Annotated in this window: 22 protein-coding genes; 11 read left to right on the top strand and 11 right to left on the bottom strand. The window is 71.2% G+C overall.

The features are described from left to right. Positions 1-4: 4 nt before the first annotated feature. Positions 5-1,591 (bottom strand): tetratricopeptide repeat protein, encoded by a 1,587-nt coding sequence (locus GTY96_RS06295; RefSeq protein ID WP_143899193.1) that lies wholly within the window; start codon positions 1,589-1,591, stop codon positions 5-7. 142 nt (positions 1,592-1,733) lie between these two features. Between GTY96_RS06295 and GTY96_RS06290 the strand changes: the two genes are divergently transcribed. Beyond that, positions 1,734-2,702 (top strand): homoserine kinase, encoded by a 969-nt coding sequence (locus GTY96_RS06290; RefSeq protein WP_143899192.1) that lies wholly within the window; start codon positions 1,734-1,736, stop codon positions 2,700-2,702. Between the two features lie 10 nt (positions 2,703-2,712). Here the strand turns inward: GTY96_RS06290 and GTY96_RS06285 are convergent, their stop codons facing one another. The 3 genes from GTY96_RS06285 to GTY96_RS06275 all read right to left on the bottom strand — a co-directional run bounded on the left by GTY96_RS06285 (position 2,713) and on the right by GTY96_RS06275 (position 6,196). Then, complete coding sequence (locus GTY96_RS06285; protein WP_143899191.1) at positions 2,713-3,183, bottom strand: nuclear transport factor 2 family protein; 471 nt, start codon at positions 3,181-3,183, stop codon at positions 2,713-2,715. 72 nt (positions 3,184-3,255) lie between these two features. Next, positions 3,256-3,783: an SRPBCC family protein gene (locus GTY96_RS06280; protein WP_143899190.1), complete on the bottom strand. Its 528-nt coding sequence runs from the start codon at positions 3,781-3,783 to the stop codon at positions 3,256-3,258. A gap of 49 nt (positions 3,784-3,832) precedes the next feature. Beyond that, complete coding sequence (locus GTY96_RS06275; RefSeq protein WP_201755894.1) at positions 3,833-6,196, bottom strand: hypothetical protein; 2,364 nt, start codon at positions 6,194-6,196, stop codon at positions 3,833-3,835. A 25-nt stretch (positions 6,197-6,221) separates the two neighbouring features. Between GTY96_RS06275 and GTY96_RS06270 the strand changes: the two genes are divergently transcribed. From GTY96_RS06270 to GTY96_RS06255, 4 genes are all read left to right on the top strand, one after another. Beyond that, a complete protein-coding gene (locus GTY96_RS06270) occupies positions 6,222-6,623 on the top strand; it encodes a TIGR02266 family protein (protein WP_043321926.1) in 402 nt (133 codons plus the stop codon). After that, complete coding sequence (locus GTY96_RS06265; RefSeq protein WP_143899188.1) at positions 6,620-7,168, top strand: DUF192 domain-containing protein; 549 nt, start codon at positions 6,620-6,622, stop codon at positions 7,166-7,168. Before GTY96_RS06270 ends, GTY96_RS06265 begins: the two co-directional genes overlap by 4 nt. Before the next feature lie 167 nt (positions 7,169-7,335). Continuing rightward, positions 7,336-9,699, top strand: a complete 2,364-nt coding sequence (locus GTY96_RS06260) for a PhoX family protein (protein ID WP_161664186.1) — start codon at positions 7,336-7,338, stop codon at positions 9,697-9,699. 37 nt (positions 9,700-9,736) lie between these two features. Beyond that, positions 9,737-11,398 (top strand): hypothetical protein, encoded by a 1,662-nt coding sequence (locus tag GTY96_RS06255; protein ID WP_143899186.1) that lies wholly within the window; start codon positions 9,737-9,739, stop codon positions 11,396-11,398. A gap of 21 nt (positions 11,399-11,419) precedes the next feature. On the opposite strand, the gene GTY96_RS06250 is transcribed toward GTY96_RS06255, so the two are convergent. The 7 genes from GTY96_RS06250 to cglC all read right to left on the bottom strand — a co-directional run bounded on the left by GTY96_RS06250 (position 11,420) and on the right by cglC (position 19,041). Then, positions 11,420-13,198 (bottom strand): bifunctional diguanylate cyclase/phosphodiesterase, encoded by a 1,779-nt coding sequence (locus GTY96_RS06250; protein ID WP_161664185.1) that lies wholly within the window; start codon positions 13,196-13,198, stop codon positions 11,420-11,422. Positions 13,199-13,336: 138 nt separating this feature from the next. Beyond that, entirely contained in the window at positions 13,337-14,569 is a 1,233-nt protein-coding gene (locus GTY96_RS06245; protein ID WP_143899185.1) for an AAA family ATPase, read from the bottom strand. A gap of 67 nt (positions 14,570-14,636) precedes the next feature. Further along, complete coding sequence (ybaK, locus tag GTY96_RS06240; RefSeq protein ID WP_161664184.1) at positions 14,637-15,113, bottom strand: Cys-tRNA(Pro) deacylase; 477 nt, start codon at positions 15,111-15,113, stop codon at positions 14,637-14,639. 5 nt (positions 15,114-15,118) lie between these two features. After that, the gene (purK, locus tag GTY96_RS06235; RefSeq protein WP_161664183.1) at positions 15,119-16,261 is read right to left on the bottom strand and encodes a 5-(carboxyamino)imidazole ribonucleotide synthase; all 1,143 of its coding nucleotides are present in this window, start codon (positions 16,259-16,261) and stop codon (positions 15,119-15,121) included. Beyond that, positions 16,258-16,722 carry a 5-(carboxyamino)imidazole ribonucleotide mutase gene (gene purE, locus GTY96_RS06230; protein ID WP_161664182.1) on the bottom strand — a complete coding sequence of 155 codons (465 nt, stop codon included), beginning with the start codon at positions 16,720-16,722 and terminating at the stop codon, positions 16,258-16,260. Before purE ends, purK begins: the two co-directional genes overlap by 4 nt. A gap of 270 nt (positions 16,723-16,992) precedes the next feature. Continuing rightward, entirely contained in the window at positions 16,993-18,432 is a 1,440-nt protein-coding gene (locus GTY96_RS06225; RefSeq protein ID WP_143899181.1) for a vWA domain-containing protein, read from the bottom strand. A 102-nt stretch (positions 18,433-18,534) separates the two neighbouring features. After that, entirely contained in the window at positions 18,535-19,041 is a 507-nt protein-coding gene (gene cglC / locus GTY96_RS06220) for an adventurous gliding motility lipoprotein CglC (RefSeq protein ID WP_143899180.1), read from the bottom strand. 268 nt (positions 19,042-19,309) lie between these two features. Between cglC and GTY96_RS06215 the strand changes: the two genes are divergently transcribed. The 6 genes from GTY96_RS06215 (at position 19,310) to GTY96_RS06190 (ending at position 26,548) form a co-directional block, all read left to right on the top strand. Beyond that, positions 19,310-20,137 carry an outer membrane beta-barrel domain-containing protein gene (locus tag GTY96_RS06215; protein WP_143899247.1) on the top strand — a complete coding sequence of 276 codons (828 nt, stop codon included), beginning with the start codon at positions 19,310-19,312 and terminating at the stop codon, positions 20,135-20,137. Beyond that, positions 20,134-21,015: an outer membrane beta-barrel domain-containing protein gene (locus tag GTY96_RS06210; RefSeq protein ID WP_161664181.1), complete on the top strand. Its 882-nt coding sequence runs from the start codon at positions 20,134-20,136 to the stop codon at positions 21,013-21,015. The genes GTY96_RS06215 and GTY96_RS06210 overlap by 4 nt, the downstream gene beginning before the upstream one ends. A gap of 5 nt (positions 21,016-21,020) precedes the next feature. Then, positions 21,021-23,048, top strand: a complete 2,028-nt coding sequence (gene gltC / locus GTY96_RS06205; protein WP_186001807.1) for an adventurous gliding motility protein GltC — start codon at positions 21,021-21,023, stop codon at positions 23,046-23,048. A gap of 110 nt (positions 23,049-23,158) precedes the next feature. After that, the gene (locus GTY96_RS06200) at positions 23,159-24,457 is read left to right on the top strand and encodes an MFS transporter (protein ID WP_161664180.1); all 1,299 of its coding nucleotides are present in this window, start codon (positions 23,159-23,161) and stop codon (positions 24,455-24,457) included. A 10-nt stretch (positions 24,458-24,467) separates the two neighbouring features. Further along, on the top strand, positions 24,468-25,502 hold the full coding sequence (gene plsX / locus GTY96_RS06195) for a phosphate acyltransferase PlsX (RefSeq protein ID WP_143899176.1): 1,035 nt from the start codon (positions 24,468-24,470) through the stop codon (positions 25,500-25,502). Further along, a complete protein-coding gene (locus GTY96_RS06190) occupies positions 25,499-26,548 on the top strand; it encodes a phosphatase domain-containing protein (RefSeq protein WP_143899175.1) in 1,050 nt (349 codons plus the stop codon). Before plsX ends, GTY96_RS06190 begins: the two co-directional genes overlap by 4 nt. The last annotated feature ends 35 nt before the right edge of the window (positions 26,549-26,583 follow it).

Raw genomic sequence — 26,583 nt, 5'->3', positions numbered from 1 at the left:
CGCCTCACTGCCGCTGGAAGAGCGGCCCCGCTTCGTTGAGCCACGCCTTGGCCATGGCGGGCTGACCGGAGGTCTCCAGGCGCTTCTTGATGTCGTTGGCGCGCGTGGCGAGCTGCTCCACCGGCGCGCCCTGGGCGCGGGCCCGCACGAGCGCGAAGTAGTGTTGCTGGCAGCCGGCGGCGAAGTCGCCCTGGGCGAAGAGCAGCTCACCCAGGGCCGTGTACGCCTCCGGCATGCTGCCCGCGCCGGTGTCGGGGGCCACGGCGGTGAGCAGCACCCGGGCGCCGTCGAAGTCCTTGCGCGCGAGCAGCAGTGCGCCCTTGGCGTACTGCGCCCGGGCCAGACCCACGCCGCGCGCCGCGAGCGCCTTGTCATAGGCCGCGAGCGCGTCGTCCTGGCGCCCCGCCAGCTCCATCACGCCGCCGCGCGTGAGCCAGTACCGGTCATCGCGGTCCAGCGCGGGCATCTCCTTGCCGTCCGCCGTTCGTGCCTTCACCTCGCGGAAGGTCTTCTCGTAGGCGTCCAGCATCGCCAGCGCGCCCGCGCCGTCTCCCTGCGCCTGGAGCAGCCGCGCGCCCTCCAGCGTCAACAGGGGGGCCGTGGGCCGCTTCGCCACGGCGGCCTCGAAGGCCTGACGGGCCTCCGGAGCGCGCTTCGCCGCCAGCGCGCGGCCCCGGGTGAAGAGGGCGTAGTGCTCGTCGGGCCAGGCCTTGAGGGCCGCGTCCACCCGCGACAGCGCCTCGTCGGGGGCTCCCTTCGCCAGCGCCAGCTCCGCCTGTGCCACCTCCACGCGGGCCTGGATGGCGGGCGTCAGCTCCTTGGGGCGGGCGCGCACCTCGTCCAGCGTCGCCTGGGCGTTGTCCGGAGCGCGCCCCGCGTACAGCCGCGCCAGCGCGGACGTCACCCGCGCCAGCAGGTGGTCCGGGTTCGCGGTGGTGGCGCGGGCGAAGGCCTCCACCGCCTGCGGGAACATCCCCTCGTCGAGCAGCGCCTCGCCGTAGGCGGTGGAGAAGCGCGGGTCCCTCCACGCCGCCTCCGCCGCGCGCGCGAAGTCCTGGCGGGCCTCGGAGAGCCGCCCCTGCCGCTGCGACAACCACGCGTGGGCCAGCGTCAGCCGGGGGTTGTTGGCGCCCTGGGCCTTGAGCTCCTCCAGGAGCTTCTCCGCCTCGGCGTCCTTCCCCGCGCCCAGCAACTGCAGGGCCCGCGCGCCGTAGCGTTCGCCGGAGCGGGAGCCCAGGGCCTCGGCGCGCTCCAACTGTTCGCGGGCCCTGGCGTCCGCGCCCGGCTGATGGTGCGTGAGCCACAGCTCCGTCTGGAGGTCCGCGGCCAACGCCCGCGCGTCGCGTTGATCCGGCTCGAGCGCGAAGAGCGCCTCCAACTGCTGCTGTGCCATGAGGAGGTCGCTGGGGTTGCCTCTCACGACGGCGGTGCGCGCCGTGCGCAGGTGCGCGTCCACTTCCTGCCGCACCTGCCCCCGGTGGACGAACCACGCCACCGCCGCCGCGAGCAACACGGCGACGACGCCAATCTGGAGCAGGGCGCTGCCCAACCCCTCGCGACGCTTCCAGTCACCGTGGCCCGACGTTTCCATGGGGGTGGCCTCACGCGCAAAGATTGAAGATTGTCAGCCCGTGATGCGAAGTAGGACAGGCATGGACAGATAGGTCCGGCCCCCTGGGGTGTCAACGGGTGGGGCACCACGCACGCGGGGCGGCACGCCCCGGAGGCACGCCATGGCGGTCTACACGACACTTCCCCCCGAAGCCTTCACCCGCGTGGCGGACGCCTACGGCCTGGGGGCCGTGCACGCCGTCACGCCCATCCCGCAGGGCTCCATCAACACCAACCACCGGATGGAGACGGACGCGGGCCGCGTCTTCGTGCGCCACACGACAGTGCGCTCGGAGGATGACCTGCGCTTCGAGGCGTCCCTGCTGGAGCACCTGTCGCGCGCCCACTTCCCCGCGCCGGTGCTGCTCGTCCCGCCGGGGCCCGAGCCCTTCCTGGCGCTGCACGGCGGGAGGATCAGCGTCTTCAAGTGGCTGGCGGGCGAGGAGCTCACCCGCGACCGCCTCACGCTGGACGCGCTGGAGCGCCTGGGCGCGGAGCTGGGCAAGCTGCACCGCGTGACGCTGGCCTTTGGTGGCGCGCGGCCGAACCCCTACGGCCCGGAGGTGGTGAAGGGGTGGCTCGATGGCCTGACGCGGCGGCCGGAGCCGGAGCTGGTGGCGGTGGCGCAGGAACTGGCGGGGGCCCTGTCCCGCGCGGAGGCGGAGCACCGTGGGCTGGAGCCCCGGGGCGTCATCCACGCGGACCTCTTCCTGGACAACGTGAAGTGGCTGGGCGACCGGGTGGGCGCCTTCTTCGACTTCGAGATGGCGTGCGTGGACGCGTACGCGCTGGACGTGGCCATCACCCTCAACGCGTGGTGCTTCGAGGGGACGTACCAGCCGGCGCTGTGCCAGGCGCTCCTGCGCGGCTATCAGGACGCCCGGCCGCTGGCGGACGTGGAGAAGCAGGCCCTGTATGGCCATGCGCTCTACGGCGCGGTGCGCTTCACCACGAGCCGCATCCGGGACTACCACCTGTCCCCGCTGGGCGCGGACAAGCTCGCGCCCAAGGACTTCCGCACCTACCTCGCCCGGGCGCGGGCCCTGGGCGAGATGGGGCCGGACGGATTCAGGGCGCTCGTCGGCGTGTGAGGCGGAGCGGCTAGATGCCGGAGAGGATCTTCCACTCGCCGTCGATCTTCTGGAACACCATCTGCTCCAGCTCCGAGTCCTGCTGGGGCCGGGGCGTGAGGCCGGGCATGCGCCAGGACGCGTTCCAGTAGTAGATGGCGCGGGCCACGTTCTCCTTCTCGTGGACCTCCACCTTGCGGATGTTGAAGTCCACCTTGGGGCTCTGCAGCTTCTGGAAGAGCGCCTGGAGGTGGGGGCCCAGGTTCTCCGCGGTGAGGTCGTCCGAGGTGTCCTCGGTGCCGCCGTCCTCGCGGAACTTCGGGGACACCAGGGCCTGGATGGCCTTGACGTCGCGGGCCTCCAGGGCGGTGCGGTAGCGCTCCATCACGGCGAGGATGGCGCGGGTGTCGTCGGTGTCCTCCAGCTCGGTGCCGGGGATGCGCTTCGGAGCGCACGCGGCCAGGAGGAAGACGGCGCAGAGGGCGAGGAAGCGTTTGTTCATGGCGGGGCCTTATGGGTTCAACCGCATTTGTGTCAACCCATTCCCAGGCCCCGCCCGCACCGTGCGCTTTGACTATTTGGCGCGGATGACTTCAGCGATGAAGCGATTGAGGACGGGCAGCTCGTTGTCGAGGATCTTCAGGCCCTCCGTCTTGATGAGCGGCTCGGCGATCATCGCCACGGGCTTGAGCAGGAAGGGCACCTTGAGGGACAGCTCGCCGTCCATGGTGCGCTCCGTCTGTCCGTTGCCCAGGTCGCGCAGCCGCAGCACGCCCGTGTTCACCAGCATCTTGGCGATGGTCTGGGACGTGGGCGTGTTGGTGAACGACAACTCCTTCTTGCGCTTGTCGTAGGTGGACGTCTCGATGAAGGCGAACCACTCCGGAGACACCTTCTTGGGGCCGACGGAGGAGATGACGGGCTTCGGACGGTAGCGCACGCGGCGGTGCACGCGGTCGCCGTCGACGCGCACCTCCAGGGGCTGCAGCTCCAGGAGCACGCCGTGGTGCTGGAGGAGGTACGGGAAGTAGCGCTCGTCGAGGAGCGCGCGCTCCACCTCATCCACCGTGCCCTCAATCCGTTGCCGCTTCTCGAAATGCATGCGCCATCCACCTTTTCGTCAATGCGTGAGTCGTCCGCGGGGCCCGCGTCTAGCGGAAAGCCTGTCGCGGCACCAGGGGCCCGCGAAACGTCGTCTGCTCGAAGTCACATCGGTCCCGCCACTCGGTGGCGGAGGCGCGGAAGGCGGCACCGTAGTCCGGCAGCGCCCCCACTTCATGGCGCACGGCGCCGCAGTCGCCCGCGAGGTAGGCGGCTTCAATCTTCAGCCGTGTCGCCTCGCGGCGGATGGCCTCCGGGAGCGCGGTGTCCGCCAGGGCGCGTTGAAGTTGCTCGGTCGCGAGTGCCGGCGCACCCACCTGGTGCAGGCGCCGCCCCAGCAGGTAGTGCAGCCAGGGGTCCTGCGGCGCGGCGAGCAGGGCCCGGTCCAGCAGCAGCAGGCGCAGCTCTTCATGGGGGGCGCGGAAGTAGGCCTCGATGGGGGCCCGGCGCGAGGGCGTCTCCAGCGCGGCCAGCTTCACCTGCGCGGTGCGCGTCACCTCCGGTCCCGGGTCCAGCGCCAGCGCGGCGTTGAGGAACGCGCGCGAACCCTCCAGGTCCTGAAGGTGGAGGGCCACGTCGGCGCGGGCCACGGCCACCTCCGCGGCGAGCGCGGGCCGGTCCTTCACCTGGTTCGCGAGCGAGGCCAGCACCCGGGCCGCGTCGGCGGTGCGCTCCAGGGCGTCCAGCGCCACGGCCTGCCCCAACTGGAAGGACGGCTCCTCCGGCTGGAGCGCCGCGGCGCGCTGGTAGCGCTGGAGCGCGTCCTGGGGATCGCTGGCGAGCGCGTCGCGGGCGGAGTCCGACAGGCGCGCCACCTCGCGGGCGCAGGCGCGGGAGAAGAGGCTGCCCGTGCGGAAGCGGGCGAACGCGCGTGCGAGCGTCGAGGCGTCCAGGGGCAGCGCGTCCAGGGTGCGCTCCCATTCGGTGACGAGCTCGTCCAGGGGCCGGCCGTAGGCCGCGTCGAAGTCCGCGTGCGCGTAGACGGCGCGCAGCTTGTCCGCGCCGTAGGTGTCCGCCAGATAGCGCAGGAACGAGCCCGCCACGGTGTACGCCCGCGCCGGGGCGGACTGGTAGAAGCCCTTGGGGCCCATGAGGTCGCGCATGTCCGGGGCCAGCCCCTGGCGGCGCATGCCCGCGGCCCACTGGTGCAGCGTGAGCTCCCCCTGCACGGGGTCGTCCGCGGCCACCGCGAGCCCTTCAATCACGCCCATCAGGGGCCAGGCGCCCAGCCGGGTGGTGACGCGGAAGAAGCCCGAACCCGCGGGGCCCGCCATGACGTGCGCCAGCTCGTGGTGCAGCGTCGTGTGGGGGAAGGGCTTGTCCTGGATGTGCAGCTCCGTGCGCCACGGCTTGGCGAACTGGGTGCGGCCCGCGCCCACCAGCCGCTGCTTCTCTTCCTCGGAGCGGTAGAGCCACACGCGCACGCGCTCCGTGGGCGCGACGCCCAGGAAGTGCTCCGTCTGCGCGTAGCGGAACTCCAGGTCGCGGGCCATCCGGTCCACGTCCTCGCGGGCCTTGCCCCGGGGGTAGTGCAGGACGAAGTGCTCTGTCTCCCGCACGCCGCCCAGCTGCTCCGCCAGGTACGCGTCCGTCATGCGCAGCCCCAGCTGGGGTGCCCGGGCCTCCAGGAACGCGATGCCCAGGGCGCAGGGCAGGACCCAGCCCAGCAGGCTCGCGAGCCGCGCGCCCTTCAGCGCCAGGCGACCGGTGCGCACGTCGACGAACGCCATGGAGAGCCCGCCGAAGACGCCCACCCACAGAAGTGTCTCCAGCCGGAACCAGCCCAGCGCGGCCGTCATCTGGAGGGCCTCGTCGTACAGCGGGCCGGGCAGGTGACCCAGGAAGAGGTTGAAGGCGAACACCTGGGGGCCGAAGACGATGGGCCACACCGTGACGCCCAGCGACGCGAGGACGAGCAGCGCGTACAGGCCGGCCGCGCTCCGGGGGCGGGCCGTCGCGAAGCCCAGGAACACGCCGGCCGCGGAGGCCAGCAGGGCGCTGGGCACGGTGAGCAGGGGGTAGAATCCCGCCAGCTCGAACGGGTCGCACGCGGTGCGCAGCCGGGCGAAGAGCAGGGCGCAGACGAAGGGGGGGACCAGCACCCCCAGGTTCAGGACGGCGCTGGCGCCCAGGGCGCGCCCCACGGCGGTTCCGGGCAGGGCGGAGGCTTCCACCCCGGCGGGCCGGGGCAGGGCGCCGGTGAGGATGCGCCGCTCCTGGGCGGCGGCGGCGATGCCCGTCCCTCCCCCGAGCAGGCCGACGGCGATGGCCAGGGCGAGCCCCAGCTCGAAGCCGGGAACCCCGAAAAGCGGAAGCAGGACGAGGCCCGCCCCACCGCCGCCAAGCAGCAGCACGGTGGCCAGGACGGCCGGACGGCCCAACAAGGCGCGGGCACGGGAGAGGACTTGCCGCATGGCGTCCCCTATACTCCCCGGCCGCATGTCCGAACAGAAGAGCGGATCCGAACTGCGCACCCATGGTCGTGCGCCCATCGAGCTGAAGGTCGACTACAAGAAGCTCAATTCGTTCTTCGCTGACTACACGAAGAACATCAGCAAGGGCGGCACGTTCATCAAGACGAAGAAGCCCCTGCCCATTGGCACGCGCTTCCTCTTCAAGCTGACGGTGCCCCACCGCGAGGCGCCCTTCGAGCTGCTGGGCGAAGTGGTGTGGTCCAAGGCCGACGCGGAGGAGCCCGGCATGGGCATCCGCTTCATCTACAGCAGCGAGTCGCAGCGTGTGGACTTCGAGACGCTGGTGGAGCGGCTCATGTCCGACAGCCTGGGCTCCGAGCTGACCGAGAAGCTGCTCAACAAGCCCCTGCACCCCCAGCACCCATGAAGGCGCGCCTCTCGTTCGTGCTGGCGGCGCTGGCCTTCGCGGGCGGCGCGTGCCAGGAAGCGCCCGCCGCGCCCCCCAAGCCCGCGCCCGTTCCGGCGCGGGAGCGTTCCAAGGACGTGGCGGCGGAGGATTTCGTGATGCCAACCCTGCCGCGCGCGCACGTGCGGCTGAAGGATGCCTACGGGGGCGTGCACCGCGTGGAGGTGGAGGTGGCCGCCACGGGGGAGGCGCGCACGCGCGGCCTCATGTGGCGCAAGGCGCTGCCTGCCGGACAGGGCATGCTCTTCCTCTTCCCGGAGGAGGAGGTGCGCGGCTTCTGGATGCGCAACACGCTCATCCCGCTGGACATGCTCTTCATCACGTCCGACCACCGCATCGTCGGCATCATCGAGAACGCGGAGCCGCGCACGCTGACGAACCGCTCGGTGGGAATCCCCAGCCAGTTCGTGCTGGAGGTGCCGGGCGGCTGGTGTCAGGCGAACGGCATCGTCCGGGGCGGCACCGCGGAGTTCGAGGGCGTGAGCACCGTCCCCATCGTTCCGTGACACGCAGGGCCCGGGCTCCGCGCGGCTGTCGCAAGGCCCGCCTGCCCGTGATGAAGAAGTGACGCGCTCCTCAAGGCAGCGTCACCTGTCCTCCGCAGGATGCGTCCGCGTGCCGCCGCCCCGAAGTCGGGCGGTGCGCGCATGCCACCTTCTGGAGGATGCACTGCATGGCTTCTCGTCTGATGAGCCGCGCCACTGGCGCGATGCTCCTGCTTGGCACCGCGACATGGGTGGGCTGCGAGGGTTCGCAGGGCCCCGCGGGTGATGATGGCGCCGCGGGTCGGGACGGTCAGGATGGGCAGAACGGCCAGAATGGCCAGAACGGCCAGGACGGAGTCCAGGGACCGAAGGGAGAGCCAGGCGCCGAGGGGCCGGGCACCCTGGGACAGCCTGGACCTGGCGCCGTGGCGCGGGCGCCGGGCGTGGAGCCCGGCACGCCGCTGTCGTCCGTCATCGCGGTCACCTTCCGCGGGGACCTGGGCACGGGTGCCACCAACGTCGCGGAGTACGTGAAGGCGCGCGTGGAGCAGGTCGTCACGGGGAAGCTGCCCTCGCCGCTGATGTTCCCGCTGTCGTCGGCGTCCACGGACTCGGTGCGCTCGGTGCCGGGGCTGTTCCCCACCACGGTCATCAAGTGGATGGACCCGCTCGCGTACACGAAGGGCGCCGCCCGCTTCGGCGCGAACGTGGACTACATCGCCTACTTCGGGGACGGCTGGTCCCAGGACGGCCGCGCGCCGCAGTACAACGGCCAGGGCTCCGCGGGTTGGCTGTGGATCAACCACGAGTACATCTCCGGCACGAAGCCGCGCGTGGGCACGGCGCCCATCGGCCAGCACCTGGACTTCGCGCGCTTCCTGCGCAACACGGGCACGCTCTCCAACACGGTGTCGGATGGCACGTCGTGGCAGTCGGACGCGCTCGTCACCTACAACCGCGAATGGAAGAAGCAGGTGGGCGGCACCTGGATGCGCGTGGTGCAGGACCCCGCGACGGGGGGCTGGGCGGTGGACCGCAACGCGGCCAACGTGCGCTACGACGCCAGCAGCGCCACCCTGGCGAAGGTGGTGGGCGTGACGCTCTCCGCCGGGGATCATGACGACTCCGGCGTGGCGCTGGAGGCGGGAGTGGTGCCCGGCACGCACTCCAACTGCTCCGGCGGCCAGACGCCGTGGGGCACCCTCATCGTCGGCGAGGAGAACGTCCAGGGCGTCTACGGAGACCCCGAGGCCGCGCTGTGGACGGGCAAGAACGACTGGATCCCGGCGGCCCTGGGCTTCGCGCCGGGTGCGCCGCTCGCGCCTGACTTCTCGGCCCCGGCGGACGGCGACCTCATCAGCTCCGACCGCAACTCGTCGCACCTGAAGGATGGGTACGGCTACCTGACGGAGGTGGATCCGGGCCAGCCGCCGGAGCTCTGGTACGGCAAGGATGCGCAGAAGCCGGGCGCGGGCCACCGCAAGCTGGGCGTGATGGGCCGCGCGCACTGGGAGAACGCCTCCTTCGTGGTCGGCCCGGACTGGAAGCTGCTCGCGAACCAGCCCATCGTCATCTACGCCGGCGACGACCGGCGCGGCGGACGCATCTTCAAGTTCGTGTCGCAGGGCCGGTACACGCCTGGGATGACGCAGGCGCAGGTGCGCGCGCTCCTGGACGCGGGCACGCTCTACGCGGCGCACTTCGCGGGGCTGGACAACGCGACGGGCGACACGCTGGTGGGCGGCGCGGTGCCCACGGACGCGGCCCCGGGCCATGGCCGCTGGGTGAAGCTGAGCCTGGACAGCACGGACCTGGCGCCCAATGGCGAGGCGTTCGGCCAGCCGACGCTGCAGGTGGGCGCGGCGCTGCGTGACGCGAACCACAACGCGGTGGGCGGCTTCACCAACGACGACCAGGTGCGCAAGCTGCTGTGGACGGCGGCGAACAAGGTGGGCGTGATGGAGCTCAACCGCCCGGAGGACACGGAGTGGAACCCGAAGGACCCCAGCGGTACGCCGCTGCTCTACGTGGCCTTCACCGAGCACGGCGACCCCACGGCGCTGGATCAGCAGGGCCGGGTGGCCACCGCCGCGCTGGAGAACGGCACCTGGGTGAAGAAGGCGCGCGGCGCGCAGGACAACCGCGCGGTGGACAAGGTGGGCTCCCTCTTCGCCATTCGCGAAGCGGATGCCGCGGCGCCCGCGGGCTCGCGCACGTTCGACTTCTTCCGCGTGTGGAAGGGCGAGACCGCGGCCACCAGCCCGATGCCGGAGTTCGCGGCGGCCAAGCCGGACAACCTGCTCATCGACCGTGAAGGCGGCGTGTGGTTCGGCACCGACGGCAACTTCGGCGTCAACAAGGTGGCGGACGGCGTGTTCTACCTGGACCAGGCGCCCGCGCACCGCGCCAGCCCGTACTTCCGCAAGGCGTTCCGCGTGCTGTCCATGCCCAGCGACGCGGAGGCCACGGGGCCGGCGTTCAACTCCGACATGACCAGCCTGTTCGTCAGCGTCCAGCACCCGGGCGAGGACAACTTCAGCGTCTGGCCGTAGCGCACCCATGCATCAGGACGAGGACGGAGTTCAACGCATGCGTTCTTCGCATTTCGACGGGGTCCGGATTCCCGCCGTCATCGTCCTGACGCTGGGGGCCTTCGCCGCCATGGCGGGCGTGTGGCGTCTGCGCCCGCCCGCCGTGGCCGAGGCCCCGTTTGATCCGCTCGCGCAGGCCCTGGCGGCGGGCAGCCGCGTGGCCAACCGCGAGGCCCCGGTGCCGTCCATGTGTTACACGAAGACGGCCGGGGTCTCGAACCCGTGCTGGACGTGTCACACCGGCGGCGTGGGCAACAACGTGATGGCGGATGAGTCGCTCCAGGCGGAGTACGCCTTCAGCGACGTGGCCCTGACGAACCACTGGACCAACCTCTTCACGGAGCGCTCGAAGGCCATCGCCGAGAGCACCGACGGCGAGGTGCTCGAGTACATCCGCGAGGACAACTTCACGCCGCTCCGGGCCGCGCTCCTGGGGCGCGTGGAGGGCTACAAGGGGTGGGTGCCGGACCTGGACCTGGCGCGCGGCTTCGACGCGGAGGGCTTCGCCCGCGACGGGAGCGGGTGGCGCGCGGTGCGCTACAAGCCCTTCCTGGGCACGTTCTGGCCCACGAATGGGAGCACCGACGACGTCTACGTCCGGCTCCCGGAGGACTTTCGGAAGGACGCGCGGGGACAGCCCTCGCGCGAGGTGTACCGCTTCAACCTCGCCGTGCTGGAAGCGGCGATGACGGTGGACCCCGGCCTCCTGGACGCGAAGGCCGCGCGCCGCCGTGTCGAGCCGGTGGATGAGCGCGTGGGGGGCATGGACCTGGACGGCGACGGGCGGCTGTCCCCTGGCGTGGAGGTCGTGCTCGGGCTCCCGGCCCACTACGCGGGCGGCGCGGCGGAGGTGCCGGTGCGGCGCTACACGTATCCGCGCGGCACGGAGTTCCTGCACACCGTGCGCTACGTGGACCCGGATGCCCCCGCGCTGCTGTCCGCGCGGTTGAAGGAGCTGCGCTATGCCCGCAAGGACGAGGCGCCCGAGGACGACCGGGTGCGGAACTTCTACGCGGAGGAGCAGGAGAAGAAGGCGCGCGGCCGGCTCCCCGCGTTCCCCGGCACGCCGGAGCTGGGGTTGATCAACGAGTTCGGCTGGCGCCTGCAGGGGTTCATCGAGGATGCCCGGGGACGGCTGCGCCTCCAGACGCTGGAGGAGCACGTGTACTGCATGGGGTGCCACACGAACCTGGGCGTCACGGTGGATCAGACCTTCGCGTTCCCGCGCAAGGTGCCTGGGCGTGACGGGTGGCGGACCCAGGACCTGCGCGGCATCCCGGACGTGCCGCAGGCGGGACATGCCGCGCCGGAGACCGCGACGTACTTCGAGCGCGTGCGGGGCGGGGATGAGTTCCGCGCGAACGATGAGCTGCTCGCGCGCTTCTTCCCGAAGGGGGTCCTGGACCTGCCTTCGGTGCGGCGCGCGGCGCCGGGAGGGGACCGCGACCTCGCGTGGCTGGTGACGCCCTCGAGGGCGCGCGCGCTCCAACTGAACAAGGCCTACTGGGCGCTGGTGCGGGAGCAGGCGTTCACGCTGGGACGGGACACGCTCCTGGCGCCGCCCGCGAACGTGCACCGCGCGGTGGAGAACGGCTCCACGGAGCTGGAGGCCACGGGCCGGCTCTTCACCGACGGGCGGCTGCACCTCACCTGGGAGTGAGGCGCGGGGGGCCGGCGCGGCCTACTTCGCCGCGCCGGGCTGGAACAAGAACGTGCTGGTGTGCGTCTGCGCGGAGACCGCCTTCACCCGCTTGCGCAGGGACGCGGCGACCGACGACAGCTCCGCGGCGTGGGGCGTGGCGGACAGCCCGCCGTTGTCCACCGCCGCGAGGCTCAGCGTCACCCGCTCCGGGTTGCCCGCCGCGTCGCTCGCGGTGAAGCCGCTCCGGCGCAGGTCCTCCGGACCGTAGAGGGGCACCTTCTCCGCGTCGAAGCGCTGGCAGAGCGTGCGCAGCACCTCCGGCGCCACCACGTCGGGACACACGAGCACGAAGTCGTCGCCGCCCACGTGCCCCAGGTGCGAGCCCGGCGGGAGCAGGTGCAGGCACTCCGACAACAGGCTCGCCGTGTAGCGGATCACCCGGTCGCCCTGGAGGAAGCCGTAGCGGTCGTTGTACGTCTCGAAGTGGTCCAGGTCCGCGTAGATGACCGTGAACGCCTGCCCCTGGAGCGCGGCGCGGATCCACCGCTCGATCATCCGGCTGCCGGGCAGGTCCGTGAGCGGATGCGCGCCGGTGGCGGCGTGCTGCTCCAGGTCCGAGGCGCGCGCGATGAGCTGCTTCATCGTCACCGTGCCCAGGAAGTGCCCCTTCGCGTCCGTCACCACCACCGGGTCGTAGACGGACTCGGGCGGACGGCGCATCGCCATGCGCGCCAGGGCGGTGATGGCCGTGGCGTCCTCCACCACCATCGGAGCCTCGCGCGGGCCGTCCGGCAGCGACGGCGCCGCGGTGGGCGCGACGCCACCGAAGCGCGCGTAGAAGCTCCGCCGCGTCACCACCGCGTGCGGCTGCTCGCCTTCCAGCAGCACCACGTGGTCCTCGCCTGGGGTGCGGCGGAAGAGCCGATCCAGCTCCACCGCGGACGAGGACACCGGCGCGCACGGGGGGCGGATGATCATGCTGCCCACCGTCTCGTCGTCCTCGTGCTCCCGGTGGTGCAGCGCGCGGATGGCCTCGCGGCAGCGCTCCGCGAAGTCCGCGCCCGGCCGCTGCGGCGAGCTCACCGGGCGCGCCAGCAGGTAGCCCTGCGCGTGCCGGATGCCCAGGCGCAGCAGCACCGCCAGCTCGTTCCACGTCTCCACGCCCTCGGCGATGAGCACCGCGTCCACGCGCTGCGCGAAGGCGACCAGCGACTTCACCAGGTGCTGCCGGTAGGTGTGCAGGTGGATGTCGCGCACCAGCGCCTGGTCCAGCTTGATGAAGTCCGGCGCGCTGTGCACCAGCGTCACCAACCCCGAGTGCCCCGCGCCGAAGTCATCCAGCGCGATGCCAAAGCCCTGCTCCGCGTAGCGCCGCGCGAGCATGCGCAGCTGGTCCGTGTCCTCGAACGTGCTGCGCTCGGTGATCTCCAGCACCAACTGCTGCGGGCTCAAGCCGTGCTGGCGCAAGAGCTCCAGCGTGGACGCACCGCCGAAGCGCTCGTCGCTCAGCACGTCGGGGCTGACGTTGAAGAAGAAGGGCCCGCGCCGCTGCGCTTCCGGCAGCGTGGCGATGCGGCGCACCGCCGCCGTCCAGCACGCTCGCTCCAGCTCGTAGGTGAAGCCTTCCACTCGCGCGCGGTTGAACAACTCGTTGGGGGACTCCACCGGCCCCAGGCCGCGAGACAACACCTCGTGGCCGAGCACCTCGCCGCTGAGCAGATCGACGATGGGTTGGAAGACGGTGGCGACCCTCGGCTCGTCACCGTTCCATAGCCAGGGAGGTGGCGGAGCAGGCTTGCTGGGGGAGGGCAGGCTCATGACCTCCGAAATGTACCGCGCTCCGGGGCAAGCTTCAGGCCCCCCCGACCTGACGGCAGGTCCAAGACCCAAAACGGACGCTTGTCACCAGGTGACATCTGGCCCCCGAGAGGGCCGTCCAGGGGAGCCCCCAGGGGCCTATTTCTCCTGAATCTGTTGAGTTTCCGGCATGTTGGCGCCCTCCGAGGCGAGGGGCGCGGGGTCCACGGGCGCCAGCGGGGGGGCCTCCACCGGCGCGACCTGGGTCAGCGTGACCTGCGCCGCGACCGCGTCCATCGCCTGACCTTCCTCCCCCTGGGCGGTCGAGAGGGCGCGGAAACGTCGGGCCAGCGACGCCAGCTCCGCCGCCTTCAGCTGGGCCTGGCCGCTGCGCAAGGACAGCAGCGACACGCGCGCGCGCTCCAGCAGGGCCACCTCCGCGCGCAGCCTCGCGAGGATGCGCTCCCGGCGCTGGCGCATGCCCCCCAGCCGCTCCACCTCCTCGGCCAGCGACGCCGCCGCGACCTCCAATTGGCGCCGGGCCACCGGGTCGGTGCTGGCGCGCGCGCCGCGCTCCAGGCTGTCCCGCTCCGCCTGGAGCTCCGCCGTGGCGCGCTCCTCCAACTGGGCCTCCACGCCGGCCCACTCGGACGCCAGCTCCACCGCGCCGCGGGTGATGCGCGCCAGCGTGCGGGCCAGCTCCTCGCGCGCGGGCTCCCGAGGCAGCTTCGCCAGCGACTGTCCGCACTGCCGATAGAGCGACAGCGCGCGCTCGGACAGCGTGTGGAAGTCACCCGACAGCTGGGGCAGCAGCTCCTCCGCGCGCGCCTCCACCGGGTCGGCCGTCAGCCCCAGGTGCGCGGCGATGGCCCCCAGCCCCACGAACAACCCCACGATGCCACCCACCACCACCGCGGCCAGCAAGGTGGGCGTGGCCACGGAGGCCAGCCGCACCGCCAGGACCTTCGCCACCACGCCGCCCGCCAGGGTGAGCCCGGCGCCCAGCACGCTGCCCAGCCCGTAGTGGATGAGCGTGGGGCGGGCCTCCGCCACCTGGCCCTCCTCGCCCAGGTCGTTGAGGCGGGCGCGCACCAGCAGGGCCCCGGCGGCCGCGCCGCTCGTCGCCACCGTCCACGCGGGCGAAAGGCCCAGGCCATACGGCAAGCCCACGAGCAGCAGCCCCAGCCCGCTGAGCAGGCCCCGGTCCCACCGGTCGCCCCGGGCGCACGCCAGCACCACCGCGGCGGGGACCAGCCACGTCAGCGGCACCGGCATGCCCACGCGCAGGGTGAGCCACTGCAGGAGGCCCGCCCCGGCGCCTGCCGCCAGCGCGCGCGTGACGGTCTGCTCGAAGGCTTCGCGGTGGTGGAACTGCAACACGGCGGCATTCATCGGGACACCCCGGGAACGGCCCTCGGGCCGGGAATGTCCCTTCGAACGCGCGGGCGGCGAAAAGGGTCTACGCCTTCGGGCGCGAGATGGGTCCCGTCCGGCCCTTCGTCACGCGCAGGTAGTCCGCGGGGGCGAGCACCAGTTGCGTGCCCCGCACCCCGGCCGACACGGCGACGGTGTCGAACAGCTCCAGCGTCTCATCCACGAAGACGGGGTAGTCCTTCTTGCCCCCCAGCGCGGTGACGCCGCCCCGGATGTAGCCGGTGAGCGGCTGCAGCTCCTTGAGCGGGACCGTCTCCACCTTGCGGTCGCCGCTGAGCCGCGCGAGGGACTTCAGGTCCAGCTCCGCGTTGCCGGGCACGACCGCCATCAGCACGCCGGTGCGGTCGCCCTTCGCCACCAGCGTCTTGAAGACCTGCTCCGGCGGCATGCCCACCTTGGCGGCCACCGTCTCCGCGGACAGGTCGTCCGGATCCACGTCGTAGTCGCGCAGGGTGTACGCGATGCCGAGCGAATCCAGCAGGCGGGCGGCGTTCGTCTTCACGGGCGTTACATCCCCAGGAGCGTGGCGGCGGCCTTCACGCGCTCGAGCGCGTCCTCGGGCGTGCGCCCCACCGCGGACAGGTGGCCCATCTTGCGGCCCTTGCGCGCGTCACGCTTGCCGTACAGGTGCAGCCGGACGCCGGGCAGCGCCAGCGCCTGCGCGAACCGGGGGCCGCCTTCGCGCAGCCACAGGTCGCCCAGCAGGTTCACGATGGCGGCGGGGCGCACCACCTCCACGGAGCCCAGGGGCAGGTTGCACACCGCGCGCACGGCCTGCTCGAACTGACTCGTCAAGCACGCCACCTCCGTCGAATGGAAGCTGTTGTGCGGCCGGGGCGCCACCTCGTTCACCAGGAGCGCCCCGTCGCCCAGGAGGAACATCTCCACCACCAGCAGCCCCTCCACCTTCAGCGCGGAGGTGATGTCGCGAGCCACCTGCGACGCCTGCGACAGCACGGCGTCCGGCAGCGGTCCCGGCAAAAGCGACCACGCGAGGATGCGCTCCTCGTGATGGTTGAACGCCGGCGGGTACACCGCCAGCTGGCCATCCGGCCCCCGGGCGACCAGCACGGACAGCTCCGCCTTCAGGTCCAGCGCGGCCTCCACCACCACGGAGCGCTCGCCCAGCTCCTTCCACGCGACGCCCGCCTCGGAGGCCTGCTTCACCTCGTACTGGCCGCGCCCGTCGTAGCCGCCCTCGCTGGACTTGATGAAGCACTTGCCGCCCAGCGCGGCGATGGCCTCCGAGAGTTCCGCCTCCGAGTTCGCCTCCCGCCACGGCCCCAGCGGAAAGCCGCCCTTCGCGAGCCAGCCCTTCTGCCGGCCGCGGTGCTGCACCATCTCCAGCACGGAGGCGCCGGGCCGCATGGGCGCGTGGCGGGCCACCGCGTTGAGCGTGGACAGCGCCACCTTTTCAATCTCCAGCGTCACCACGTCGCACGCGCGCGCCAGGTCCTCCGCGGCCGCCGTGTCGGCGAAGGACGCGGTGATGCAGCGGTCCACCACCGAGCGCGAAGGGCACGCCGAGTCCGGATCCAACGCCTGCACCTGGTAGCCCAGCGTGCGCGCGGCGAGCGCCATCATGCGCCCCAACTGGCCGCCGCCCAGGATGCCCAGCGTCCCACCGGGAAGGACCACGCGCGCCGTCATCCCGCCACCTCTCGCTGCGCCAGGACCTCGTCGGTGCGCGCCTTGCGCCACGCGCCCAGCCGCTCGCGGACCTCCGGGTACTTCAGCGCCAGGATGGCCGCCGCGTGCAGCGCCGCGTTGGCGGCCCCCGGCTTCCCGATGGCCTGCGTGCCCACCGGGACGCCCTTGGGCATCTGCACGATGGAGAGCAGCGCGTCGAAGCCGGAGAGCACCGTGGTGGGCATGGGCACGCCCAGCACGGGCAGCAGCGTCTTGCTGGACACCATTCCGGGCAGGTGCGCCGCGCCGCCCGCCGCGGCGATGATGACGGACAGGCCGCGCCCCTCCGCGGTGGACGCGTACTCCATCATCCAGTCCGGGGTGCGGTGCGCGGACACGATGCGCACCTCATGCGGGATGCGCAGCTCGGCGAGGATGTCGATCGCCGGTTGCAGGTGTTCGAGGTCGCTTCTGCCGCCCATGATGACCCCAACCCACGGGGTGCTCGCGCTCGCCGCCATGCTGTCTCGCGCCTCCAGTGCGCCGCTTCCGTGTTCCAGGGAGTGAAGCCTGGAAGAACGCGGAGATAGGGCCACGCGATTCCTCGGGTCAACCGCGAAGATGCCCCTTCGCGCCACCCGGAGGGCGGGAGACCGAGCGCCGCCCCCTCCTGTCCCTGGGTTTCCAGACGCCAAGGCCCCACCGTCACGTTCGCGTGACGGCGGGGCCCGCTCTGGAGAGCCCTTCGTGCGTCAGTACGTGGAGCCCATGCGGCCGAAGCTCTTGAGCGCCTTCACCTTGCTGCTCTTCACCGCGGCCCGCTGGGCCTCCTCCGTCTCCGCGTCGTCGTATTCCTTCATCGCGCGGGCCTGGTCGGCCTGGTCCGCGGCCACCGCCGCGGCGCCCGCCACGGCGCCCGCCTCTTGGAAGAGCACCTGGTTCTGGCTGAGGTAGCCCTTCGCCTCGTCCTTCCGGCCCTGGCTCATCGCCTCCGCGGCCTTCTGGAGGTTCTGCGCGCTGCGGGCCCGGGCCGCGTACACCGTGGCCTCCTTGTCCTGGCGCCGCGCCACCTCCTCCTGCACGTCGGTGGCCACCGCGGCCAGCGTGGACGCGTCCTCCACGTTCTTCTGCACGAGCAGGTCGGTGTAGGCGACCCGCAGCCCGGCCACCTGCACGGACTGGCCCGGCGCCGTGCCCGTCACGTGGAGCCGCGCCACCACGCGCTCGGACTGGCCCGCGGAGAAGTCCGGCAGCGCCACGCGCACGGTGTTGCCGGCCTGGTGCGCGCGGTAGCCCAGCACCTCGTCCAGGCTCGTTCCGGGGGGCAGCTCGAACGACAGCTCCACGTTGCGCGCCACCGCGGTGGTGGCCTGCTGCAGGTCGCGCTGGAAGAGGGTGGACAGCTTGCTCGCGTCCTCCAGGAAGCCGTACGCGCCGGCGCCGTACTCGGCGAACGCCTGCATCAGGTCCTCGTTGAAGTCGGTGCCCACGCCAATGGAGCTCACCGTGATGCCGGAGGCGCGGATGTCCTTCACCACGTTCTTCAGGCCCTCCGCGTCCGACACGCCCTCCGTGGGCTGGCCGTCGCTCATCAGGATGAGGCGGTGGACGCGGGCCTCGCCCCCCATGGCGGAGGCCAGCTGCGTGCGGCCCACGCTCAGGCCCGCGCTGATGTTGGTGCCGCCGTCATCCCAGATGCCGTCGATGAACTGCATCATCCGCTCGCGGTTGCTCGCGGTCGCCGGCAGCGACGGGAGGCTCTTCACATCCGAGCCGTAGTGCACGATGGCCAGCCGGTCCTCGTCGCGCAGCAGCGTCACCAGGTGCCGCGCGGCCTGCTTCGCCTGCTGGAGCTTGTAGCCGCTCATGGACCCGGACCGGTCGATGACGACGGCCAGGTTCACGGGGCTGCGCTTCGCGCCGGGCACCTCCGCGCCGGTGAGGTCCACCGTCACGTACATCTCCGACGGGCCCACCGGCACGTACGGGTGCGACAGCCGGCTCGTCACCTGGAGGCTGCCCGAGGACGACCGGGGCCCCACGGGGACGGGCGGGGAGGGCGGGGTCGGGGTCGGCGTCGTGACGACGACCTGGGGCGTGGGTTGCGTGCCGCCCCCCCGGGGCATGCCCAGCACCAGCGCGGTGAGGGCGAGGCCGCCGGCCAGGGCGAGGAACAGGACCGTACGATTCATGGCTGGGCTCCGAAGGCGTGTGAGACGCGGGCCCTGCCTTTACGTACGGGGTGCGCGAAAAGGTCTAACCCTTTCGCGCGAGGCGACTGTTCAGTGCGCCGTTCAGGTGCCCTGCGAGGCCGGCGTCGCGCCCGCGCAGAAGTAGGGCGAGTTGTTCTCGCCGAAGGTGCGCCGGTAGTAGGTCTCGTCCGCCACGCGGATGGCGTCCAGCGTCGCCTGGTCCAGGAGCAGGGGCCGGCACGTCATGCGGTCCTTGAGGCCCGCCTGCACGTCGTCGACGGTGCGGGTGATGTCGCAGCCCGTGGTGGTGCCCTGCACGCACTCCTTGCTGCAGTAGCCCAGCGCCACCGCCTGCGGGTCCTCGCTGCGGGGGCTCGAGTCATCGCGCACGCAGATGAGGTCCTCGCAGTCCAGCGCGCCAAAGGAGATGAAGTCCTGATCCGCCGCGATGTCCTTCTCCTGGATCTCCACGAACTTGGTGGGGCCCTGCGCCTGCTCATCGGCCGTGGCCTTGCGCACCAGACGGCACGGCTTGCCCAACTCGGTGGTGACGTCGCAGCCCCCCATCAGGAGGACGGCGGACAGGAAGAGCGCGGATCGCACGAACATCGTTGAGACCTCTAGAAGGGAGGGATGCGGGGCTTGGGGGATGACGACGCCCGGAACGCGGAAACGGTAGCACAGCGTCTCCTCACTCCAACCACTGACCCGCGGTACGCGAGTGGGGTGGAATTGTGAAGGGATACCGGAGGATTACAGAGGAGACAGGCGCGTCGAGGCGGTTGATGGTTGGGAATACGGCCGATAGGATGGGGCGGCTGATGTCATGCTGCCTTCCGGTGGCAGTACGTTCCCTCCCCCCACGGAGCGCCCGGACTTGAACCGCCCCACGCTGCTGCTTGCGCTGAGCCTGATGTGGCCCGCGCTGGCCCTCGCCCAGAACCAGGAAGGCATGGGCCTCGATCTGACCGAGGACGCCCAGGCCAAACCTCCCGCAGAGAACCCCGCGCCGCCGCCGGACGACGAAGCCCGCCCCGCGTCGCCGCCTGCCGCCACGACGGTGAAGGAGATACCGCCCGAGGCGCTGATGCCGCTCACGGACATCACCCAGGATGACCGGGTGAAGAGCGTGCAGCGCAAGGTGTACCTGAAGAAGCACCGGTTCGAGCTCACGCCGCTCGTGAGCATCTCCGTGAACGACCCCTTCTATTCGAAGGTGGGCGGTTCGCTGCGGGGCGCCTGGTACCTGGCGGACACGCTGGCCATCTCCGCGCGCGGGTCGCTGATGCAGGTGGTGCCGTCGGATGATGTCCGCACGGCGAAGCGCACCTTCAACAGCAAGATCTACAACTCCGTGCCGCAGTGGTCCGCGATGGGCGACATCGAGTGGGCGCCGCTCTACGGCAAGGTGTCGTTCCTCAACTCCATCCTCCACTTCGACGGCTACCTGCTGGGCGGACTGGGCGTGGTGAAGACGGAGACCTCCGCGCTGCCTGATCGCGGCCTCAACCCGGCCGCGGACCTGGGGCTGGGCATGCGGTTCGTCACCAAGGACTACCTGGCCGTCAACGTGGCCCTCATCAACACCTCCTATGTGGATCAGCCCCTGGGCAGCAGCAAGGGCGCCATCCAGAACGTCATGACCCTCAACGCGGGCATCTCCATCTTCCTGCCGCTGCACTCGACGGGGAGGGATTCCGAATGAAGCCCGCCGTCCGCCTGCTCCTGACCCTGTGCGCGGGTGTGCCCGCGCTCGCCAGCGCCGCCGACCCGGCGCCCGCGCCGGCCGCGGCCGCCCCCGCCACCCCGGCTCCGGCTCCGGCGCCCGCTCCGAAGACCGCCGCCAATTCGCAGCCGCCGAACACCTCCCAGGAGGAGGAAGCCGGCGACGTGTCCGAGGTCGACAAGGACGCCCTGGGGCCCCTTCGCGAGCGCATCCGGCCGGTGTCCGGCCACATGTTCCTCAAGAAGGGCCGGTTCGAAATCAGCCCCTCCGCGTCCGTCACCATCCGCGACGCGTTCTACAAGAAGTACGTCTTTGGCGGCACCGTGACGTACTTCCCCATGGAGACGCTGGGCGTGGGCCTGCGCGCTGGCTACGCGCTGAACAGCGTGGCGGGCTCCGCGCAGATCTGCACCTTCACCGAAGGCGAGGCGGGCGACACCCGCGGCTGCCGCGCGCCCACCCGCGCTGAGCTGGACGGGCGGGCCCCGGGCCAGCTCACGCTGATGGGCGGCCTGGACGTCCAGTGGGCGCCCATCTACGGAAAGCTGTCCCTGCTGGCGGAGAAGTTCGTCCACTTCGACATGTACGGCGTCGTTGGCGCGTCGGTCATCCAGTACAAGGGCCCGGCGACGTCGCTCGTGGACGGGACCCCGGTCGCGGGCAGCAAGGCGTACCTCACGGGCGGCGGCAACGTGGGCGTGGGCCTGCGCTTCTTCTTCAACCGCTGGATGACGCTGCGCACGGAGCTGCGCGACCTCATCTACGTGGAGAAGGGCCGGGAGCCGACGCCCAACTATCTCCGCAACCAGATCCTGTTCGAGCTGGGCCTGTCCTTCTTCTTCCCCTCCGGTTCCTAAGCATGATGCGCACCCACCGGTTCCTCCGCCTCGCCGTCCTCGGGCTCTCGCTCGCGTACACGGCCCCCACGCTGGCGCAGTCCTTCGAAGGACTGGACCTCTCGGGGCAGTCCAAGAAGAAGAAGAAGGGTTCGTCCTCGGCCAAGAAGAAGACCTCCACCAAGCGCGGCAAGGGCAAGACGGCCGCGCCGGCGGAGGACACCGAGGGCAACGCCTCCTCCAGCACCGCGGCCCCCGCGGGCAACCCCGCCACGCCGCCCAGCGCCGTCACCCCTTCTCCCGTGTCGGGCACTCCCGCGGCGAAGTCCTCGCCCGCGTCGAAGCCCGCTCCCCAGGGCAGCCCGGGCCTGGGCCTGGACCTCACGGGCGACAACGACAAGCCGCCCGCGCCCACGATGACGTTCGACGCGGTGGACGTGTCCGGCAAGACGGCGGACCGCCAGCGCCTGGACGCGGCCATCTCGCTGTTCAAGAACGACGAGTACGAGAAGGCCGCCATGGCCTCGCACGAGCTCCTGGGGGACGCGAAGCTCCAGGGCCTGCACGTCGAGGCGCGCTACGTGCTGGCCAAGGCGCTCTACCGCATGGGGCTGTACCACTCGTCGCTGGGCGAGTTCTCGAAGATCCTCGCGGCGGGCCCGTCCACGAAGTTCTTCAAGTCGAGCCTGGAGTGGCTGTTCTTCATCAGCCGCAAGACGCAGAACGAGACGGTCATCCTGGATGAGATCGCCCGGTACGCGAACTACGAGTTCCCGGAGAAGTTCCGCAACGAGTTCCGCTACCTGCTGGCGCGCTACCACTTCGTGCGTGGCCGCGCGCTGGACCAGGTGGGCCAGATGGACAACGCGGACAAGTCCTTCGAGGAAGTGAAGCGCCTGGCGCTGACCATCCCGCGCACGGATGTGTTCTACCCGCGCGCGAAGTACCTGGAGGGCCTGGCCTTCTTCCGCAACGGCACGCGCAACAAGGACGCGGCGCTCAAGCGCGGCAACACGGACGTGCTGGCGTCGGTGGAGGCGATGAAGGAGGTGGTGCGCCTCACCCGTCCCATGGTGGGCCGCACCGGCGAGCAGGCGAAGCTGGACAAGTCGCTGCGCGAGCTGGCCTTCATGCAGTTGGCGCGCACGCACTACGGCATGCAGCAGAACCGCTTCTCCATCTTCTATCTGAACAAGGTGGAGCGCGGGAACACGCAGTGGCTGGAGGCCCTCTTCGAGTCCTCCTGGGCCAACTACCGCATCGGCCAGTACGAGCAGGCGCTGGGCAACCTCATCACCCTGTCGTCGCCCTTCTTCCGCGAGGAGTACTTCCCGGAGGCGCTCATCCTCAAGGCGGTCATCTATTACGAGAACTGCCGCTACCGGGAGTCCAACCTCATCCTCCAGGACTTCGAGCGCACCTACTTGCCCGTGCACGACGAGCTGGACGCGCTCGTGAAGAAGAACATGGACGCGAGCGAGTACTACACGGTGCTCGCCGAGGTGCAGAAGAAGAACAAGGACGGCCTGGAGAAGAACGGCACGGACGTGCTGCTGGAGCGCATCCTGCGGCTGGCCCTCACGGACCAGGACCTGAAGAAGACCAACGACTCCATCCTGGAGCTCGAAGGCGAGATGGACCTGTTCTCCAACAAGGGCGACACGTTCAAGTACTCGGAGCTGACCAAGCAGCTGCTGGAGGGCCTGAAGGTCCAGCGCACCAGCCTCATCGCCAAGGCCGGCATCATGGCCAAGGGCAAGCTGGAGACGGAGCTGGGCGCGCTCAAGCTGCTGCTCGCCAACGGCCTGCGCATCAAGTTCGAGACGACCACCAAGGAGAAGGAGTTCCTGGAGGAACAGCTCAAGGCGGGCGGCCGCACGGCCATCGTCAAGAAGTACAAGTACTCCGTGGCGGTGCAGGACGACCAGCTCTACTGGCCGTACGAGGGCGAGTACTGGCGCGACGAGCTGGGCACGTACCAGTACACCCTGACCAAGGGCTGCATCGAGCGCGACACGGCCAACCGCAACATCCAGTCCGCGGAGGCGATGTAGACGCCTTCGGCTGACAGTGGGATTCTTCCCGGCCCGCCGGAGCGCCCTGCACGTGCGCTCCGGCGGTTTTGTCTTTTTCAACGGTCCTTCAGGACGAGGGGAGTTCGAGGGTGGCTCGGGAGGCGTCGCTGCGGGTGGTGTTCGGCATCGCCGTCCTGGATCTCATCGGGTTCGGCATCCTGATTCCCCAGCTGGGGGTGTACGGCGTGCGCTTTGGCGCGTCTCCGTTCGCGGTGGGGCTGCTCGTCGCGGTGTATTCGCTGATGCAGCTGGTGGCGGCGCCGGTGATGGGGCGGCTGTCGGACCGGTTCGGCCGGCGGCCGGTGCTGCTGGTGTCCCAGGTGGGGTCGCTCCTGGGCTATGTGCTGTTCGCCTTCGCGCACACGCTGCCGCTGCTGTTCCTGTCGCGCGTCATCGACGGCGTGTCCGGGGGCAACGTGTCCACGGCGCAGGCGGTGGTGGCGGACATCACGAAGCCGCACGAGCGCGCGCGGGGCATGGGCATCATCGGCGCGGCGTTCGGCCTGGGCTTCGTGCTGGGGCCGGCGCTGGGCGGCATCCTGGGGGCGTGGGGCGGCAACCTCGCCATCGGGCTGTTCGCGGCGGGGCTGTCCGCGCTCAACCTGCTCAACACCTGGTTCTTCCTCCCGGAGACGCGCCACGCCGGGTCGCCGTCCGCCACCGTGCGCTCCATGAAGGGCGCCACGGCCGTGATGACGCTTCCCGTCGTGGGCCGGTGCGTGGTGCTGGTGCTGCTCTACACGGTGGCCTTCGCGCAGATGGAGGGCACCTTCTCCGTGTACCTCTTGACGCGCTTCCTGTCGTCCGGGCCGGTGCCGCTGGAGGGCGGGTGGCTGGTGCACGCGGCGCTGCCGGACGCGGCCACCCTCAGGGAGGCCAGCCTGCGCTCCGGGGCGCTCTTCGCGGTGGTGGGGGTGCTGTCCGCGCTGGTGCAGGGCGGGCTGGTGCGCCGCCTGGTGGCGCCCGCGCACGGGCCGTCCGACGGGGCGGGGGGGAGGGGAGGGCGGGAGGCCCCGGTGGCCGTGGTGGGGTTCGGCCTGACGGCGGCGGGGCTGGCGCTCCTGCCGGTGGCCCCGTCGTACGGGTGGCTGTTCCCGATGATGGGGCTGCTGGCGGTGGGGTCCGCGCTCGTCACGCCGTGCCTGTCCGCGCTGGTGTCCCTGCACGCGCCCTCCGAGCGCCAGGGGGCGGTGCTGGGCGCGTACCAGGCGAGCGGGTCGCTGGGCCGCATCGTCGGGCCGGCGCTGGGCGGGCTGCTCTTCACCCGGCTGGGCCCGGCGGCCCCCTACGGGACGGGCGCGGTGTTGGTGGCGTTGGGTGGACTTTTGGCACTGTCACTGGTCACTCAGGTGAGAATGTCGGGAGCGGGCGCGGAACAAAGCTCATAGGATGGGGACCATGGTGGGCAAGCCGCAGCACATCACCATCGCGTTCGACGTGATGGGGAGCGATCACGGCCCGGTTGAGGTGGTGCGAGGCGCCGCCCAGCTTTCGCTGGAGTCTCCGCACATCCACGCGTTGCTCGTGGGGGACCGGCCGGTCATCGACGAGGCCCTGGCGGGCATCAAGCACAACGGGGAGCGCATCTCCGTGCACCACGCGGGCGACTACGTGGGCATGGACGAGAAGCCCGGCGAGGCGCTGGCGCGCAAACCCGAGTCCTCCGTGGCGGTGGCCGCCCGGCTGGTGGCCGAGGGAGAGGCGCACGCGCTGGTGTCCGCGGGCAACACGGGCGCGGGCGTGCTCGCGTGCAAGCGCCACTTCCAGCTGATTCCCGGCGTGCGCCGCGCGGCGCTGGCCACGGTGTACCCGACGCGGGGCGTGCGCGGCGCGAAGCAGGATCCGTTCAGCCTCATCCTCGACGTGGGCGCCACGGTGGAGGCCACCGCGGAGGACCTGGTGGCGTTCGCCGTGATGGGCAGCGCCTATGCGCGCATCATCTCCCGCAACGAGCGGCCCAAGGTGGCGCTGCTGTCCAACGGCGTCGAGCCGCAGAAGGGCCCCCCGCGCGTGGTGGAGGCGCACCAGCGGCTGTCCCAGATGTCGGGGCTCAACTTCACGGGGAACGTGGAGGGCATCGACATCCCGCGCGGCACGGTGGACGTCATCGTGACGGACGGCTTCGTGGGCAACGTGTGCCTGAAGATGCTGGAGGGCGTGCACGACACGGTGATGGAGCTGGCCCAGTACGCCTACAAGGAGAGCCTGCGCTGGCGGGCGGGCCTGGCCATGCTGTCGAGCGGCATCGACCGGCTCAAGGACATCACGGACTGGGAGCAGTACGGCGGCGCGCCCATCCTCGGGTTCGACCGCATCTTCATCAAGGCGCACGGCCGCTCCAAGGCGCGCGCCATCGCGAACGCGGGCAAGGTGGCGGCGAAGGCGGTGGCGAACGAGCTGGGCACCGCCATCCAGGAGGGTCTCGCGCGGTGAGCCTGCCGGACCGCATCGACCCGCGTCCCCCCCGCCGCATCTACCGGTGGGACCTGGACAAGACGTACCTCCAGACGGACTTCGAGTCGCTGCGCGACCTGTTCCGCACCGCCTTCCAGAAGGCCCATGAGAAGGTCGCCGTGCCGGGGGCGTCCGCGCTCATCCGCGAGCTGGCCGAGCAGGGCGACTCGCGGCTGTGCATCGTGTCCGGCAGCCCCAAGCAGATGCGCGCGGTGCTGGAGGAGAAGCTCAAGCTGGACGGCGTCCAGTGGGATGAGTTCGTCCTCAAGGACAACGTGGGCAACCTGCTGCGCGGGCGCTTCCGGGCGCTCCGGGGGCAGGTGGGCTACAAGCTGCCGGCCATCCTGGAGAGCCGCGTCAACGCGCCGGTGGAGGCCGAGGAGGTCCTCTTCGGGGACGACGCGGAGGCGGACGCGTTCATCTATTCGCTCTACGCGGACCTCATCGCGGGCCGCGTGGACGAGCGCGTGCTGTCGCAGGTGCTGGAGGCGGGCGGGGTGTACCCGGACGACGCCGCGCGGGTGCAGGAGGCGTGGAAGAAGATCCCCATCGCGGACCCGGTGCGGCGCATCTTCATCCACCTGGACCGGCTGACCCCGCCCGCGCACTTCACGCCCTATGGCCCGCGCGTGGTGCCCATCTTCAACTACTTCCAGGCGGCGCTGGTGCTGCTGGCGGACGGCCACCTCACGGCGCCGCAGGTGCTGAAGATCGCCGTGGAGATGGTGCAGACGGCGGGGCACAACATCATCACGCTGTCGAACTCGTTCCAGGACCTGCTCCGGCGCGGGCTGCCGCTGCAGCAGGCGGCCATCGCGCTGTCCCAGGCGATGGAGGGGCCCAACGCGCTGCTCAAGGCCATGCGCCCCATGCCGGACATCCTGGCCGCGTTCAGCAAGCGCCTGGCCGCGCTGGGCACCCAGCCCCCCCCGCCGCGCGTCCAGGCGGTGGACTACGTGTCGCTCATCTCCCACGCGCTGCCCCGGACCCACAAGGGCCGCACCCTGAAGCCGCCGACGTCCTGAAGGACGCCGGGCGCAGGGGGCCGGGTGCCTGCCCG

Source organism: Corallococcus silvisoli (assembly GCF_009909145.1).
Lineage (GTDB): Bacteria > Myxococcota > Myxococcia > Myxococcales > Myxococcaceae > Corallococcus > Corallococcus silvisoli.
The sequence above is the reverse complement of the archived record's forward strand: the minus strand, read 5'-3'. Positions and strand labels throughout refer to the sequence as shown.